The organism is Candidatus Methylomicrobium oryzae (assembly GCF_016745425.1).
Classification (GTDB): Bacteria; Pseudomonadota; Gammaproteobacteria; order Methylococcales; family Methylomonadaceae; genus Methylomicrobium; species Methylomicrobium oryzae.
In genome coordinates this window covers 1-2,502 of sequence record NZ_JAERVK010000044.1, presented here as the reverse complement: position 1 = coordinate 2,502, position 2,502 = coordinate 1, and the positions used below count along the sequence as shown (strand labels likewise).

Here is a 2,502-nt window from a genome sequence, read left to right as displayed (position 1 = left end):
TTTATTGTCAATCAAGCGGCTTGGCTTTTCTCCGCGATAGCGGCTTCGTCCAACATTGCGCTCAACCGGAGCGCGGTTATAATGCGGTTTTATTTTCAGCTTCCCGTGCCGCGCCCGGTTAGCTCTACGTTGGGCAGTACAGGGCTTTTGCATATTGCATCGCGTAACCCATACGGTTACAATTGCACTTATGATCAAAAGCTTCGCTCATAAAGGTCTGGAAAAGTTCTTTGCTACGGGTAATCAAAGCGGCATCCAAGCAATTCACGCCAAACGCTTGCGTCTAATTTTGGCATTGCTAAACGATGCCCATCAATTGGGAGATTTGGAAGCTCCCGCGCTACGTCTCCACCCTTTAAAAGGCCATTTCGAAGGCTTTTGGTCTCTGACGGTGCAAGCGAACTGGCGAGTTATCTTTCGCTTTGAGGACGGCAATGCTTACGTTGTCGATTACTTGGACTACCACTAATGAGGTATGTCAATGAAAATGTATAATCCCCCGCATCCGGGTGAAATTCTTTATGAACTTTGGTTGCAGCCTCTCAATTTAACCATTACCCAAGCAGCCAAAAAGCTCAACGTTACCCGTAAAACAGTGTCGGCATTGGTAAACGGTAAAACCGGGGTGAGTCCCGAAATGGCTTTGCGGCTGGAGTTGGCTTTTGGTAAAAGTGCTGAGTCATGGCTTGCTGCCCAGTCGTCTTATGATTTATGGCAATTGGAATCTAAACGCGATAGTTTGGGTGTCCATCGTGTGGCGGCTTAATCTGTTCATTAACATTGGAGGCCAAGCTAAGTTCCAAGCCCAACAAAACGGTCAAAAGGACGCGCCGGCCATTGGCGGTTTTGTAGGTTTGCTTTTTAAAACAGGTTCGGCGGCTTCGCTTGGCTTCCTTCAACGGCGCGCCCCTTACCTTTGCGTTATGCGAGGAAGTCATGATTGATCGCCAAGCGAGAAATAAGCTCGCCGAGGAAATCCGGCACTTCGTCGAGTGCTTTACGGACAACTTTCAGTTCGACGATGCAGCTTGGGAAATCGAGACAAAAGATCGTGGCGTCACTGCAGTTTATGAAGCCATGTGGTTAACTTATGACGATTTGACTAGGCACAAGATGGATGGGGCTCACGCTTTGAGCAATGAGCAACTGACAGTCGTTATGCGAGCAATCGTTTTCCTCAAGAGCGACTACGAGTACAAGTGGCCGAGTTGGCCTCTTTACTATAGGGTTGCGCGCCCTCTTCTCTGGTTGATTTCGTTGGGTCTCGTGACCAAGCGTCTTGACAACCATTTCCATCGAAACGGGGATGACGAAGCGTGGCCTTTCTTCAAGGTTGAAGAATATCAGGCGGCGTTGAAGTCACCGCGCTATCTAAATGGCGCGCATAACACTGCGCTCCAACCGACGCCAGGCGGCGATGCCGCCTGCCTCGGCTGAGCTAGACGTTAGCCATTCAGGAGGTTCCATGTTCACCGAACACAAAGCGAAGGAATTTGCCGAGCACTGGATACAGGCATGGAATAGTCATGACATTGAAGCCATTGTTTCTCACTACGCAGAAGACGTTGAATACTTCAGTCCATTCCTTACCAGACTAGCTAACAATCCCCACGGAACACTCTGCGGAAAATGGGCGTTAAAAGAGTATTTGACAAAAGGGCTGGCAGCGTATCCCGATCTTAATTTTGTACTAAAAAATGTATTCTTCGGGGTGCGTAGCGTTGTTATTCAGTATCAGAGCGTAAACAATCTAAACGCATCTGAAGTATTTGAGTTTGATGAAAACGGACTTGTGAGTCGCGTCCAGTGTCATTATGACAAGTGGTAAATGACCAAACCCTCGCCGCACGGTGAAGTCCATAGCGTGTGCGTGAGATCGAACTCGGTTGCACCGATTTTCTTATCACTAGAACAGAAAGACCAAAGCAATAAAGGAACCTTGATGAAAGCAGAATATCCAGATTTTATCTATGCAGCCGACGCGCCTTTGCGTGCAAAGCCCTCCGTTTATCCACCGATGTTGGCTGATCGAGTAAAGGGACGCGAGAAACGTCCGCTAGGGGATATTTTCGGATTAACCAATTATGGGGTCAACCTGACACGCCTACCTCCAGGCGCAGCGTCGTCTTTGCGCCACGCGCACGCTAAACAGGATGAAATCGTATACATCCTGGAGGGATGCCCAACCCTGCACACCAACAATGGCAAGACCCGGTTGTCGCCTGGCATGTGTGCAGGATTCAAGGCCGGGACGGGTAATGCCCACTCCCTTCTCAACGAAACAATGGAAGATGTACTCTATTTGGAAATTGGCGATAGAACAAGCGGCGATGAGGTAAGCTATCCCGATGACGATTTATGCGCTAAATTCGTAAATGGGGCATGGGTATTTTTTCGCAAAGACGGAACACCTTATTGATCTTGTGTATATGAAGCGTATGACATGGCTAACGAATAAGGTTAGATGGTGCGAGCGCAGCGCGCGAAGCCACCATCTGAACC

The 2,502-nt window shown here is 48.8% G+C and carries 5 protein-coding genes; all 5 read left to right on the top strand.

Translation table 11 applies throughout. The features are described 5' to 3' along the window. The first annotated feature begins 190 nt into the window (after positions 1-190). The 5 genes from JJL52_RS21005 to JJL52_RS20985 all read left to right on the top strand — a co-directional run bounded on the left by JJL52_RS21005 (position 191) and on the right by JJL52_RS20985 (position 2,419). Positions 191-469 (top strand): type II toxin-antitoxin system RelE/ParE family toxin, encoded by a 279-nt coding sequence (locus JJL52_RS21005; RefSeq protein WP_202054477.1) that lies wholly within the window; start codon positions 191-193, stop codon positions 467-469. 12 nt (positions 470-481) lie between these two features. Continuing rightward, a complete protein-coding gene (locus JJL52_RS21000; RefSeq protein WP_202054476.1) occupies positions 482-766 on the top strand; it encodes a HigA family addiction module antitoxin in 285 nt (94 codons plus the stop codon). Between the two features lie 119 nt (positions 767-885). After that, entirely contained in the window at positions 886-1,437 is a 552-nt protein-coding gene (locus JJL52_RS20995) for a hypothetical protein (RefSeq protein WP_202054475.1), read from the top strand. A gap of 28 nt (positions 1,438-1,465) precedes the next feature. After that, positions 1,466-1,828 carry a nuclear transport factor 2 family protein gene (locus JJL52_RS20990; RefSeq protein ID WP_202054474.1) on the top strand — a complete coding sequence of 121 codons (363 nt, stop codon included), beginning with the start codon at positions 1,466-1,468 and terminating at the stop codon, positions 1,826-1,828. After that, a complete protein-coding gene (locus JJL52_RS20985; RefSeq protein WP_336885093.1) occupies positions 1,829-2,419 on the top strand; it encodes a cupin domain-containing protein in 591 nt (196 codons plus the stop codon). Positions 2,420-2,502: the final 83 nt, after the last annotated feature.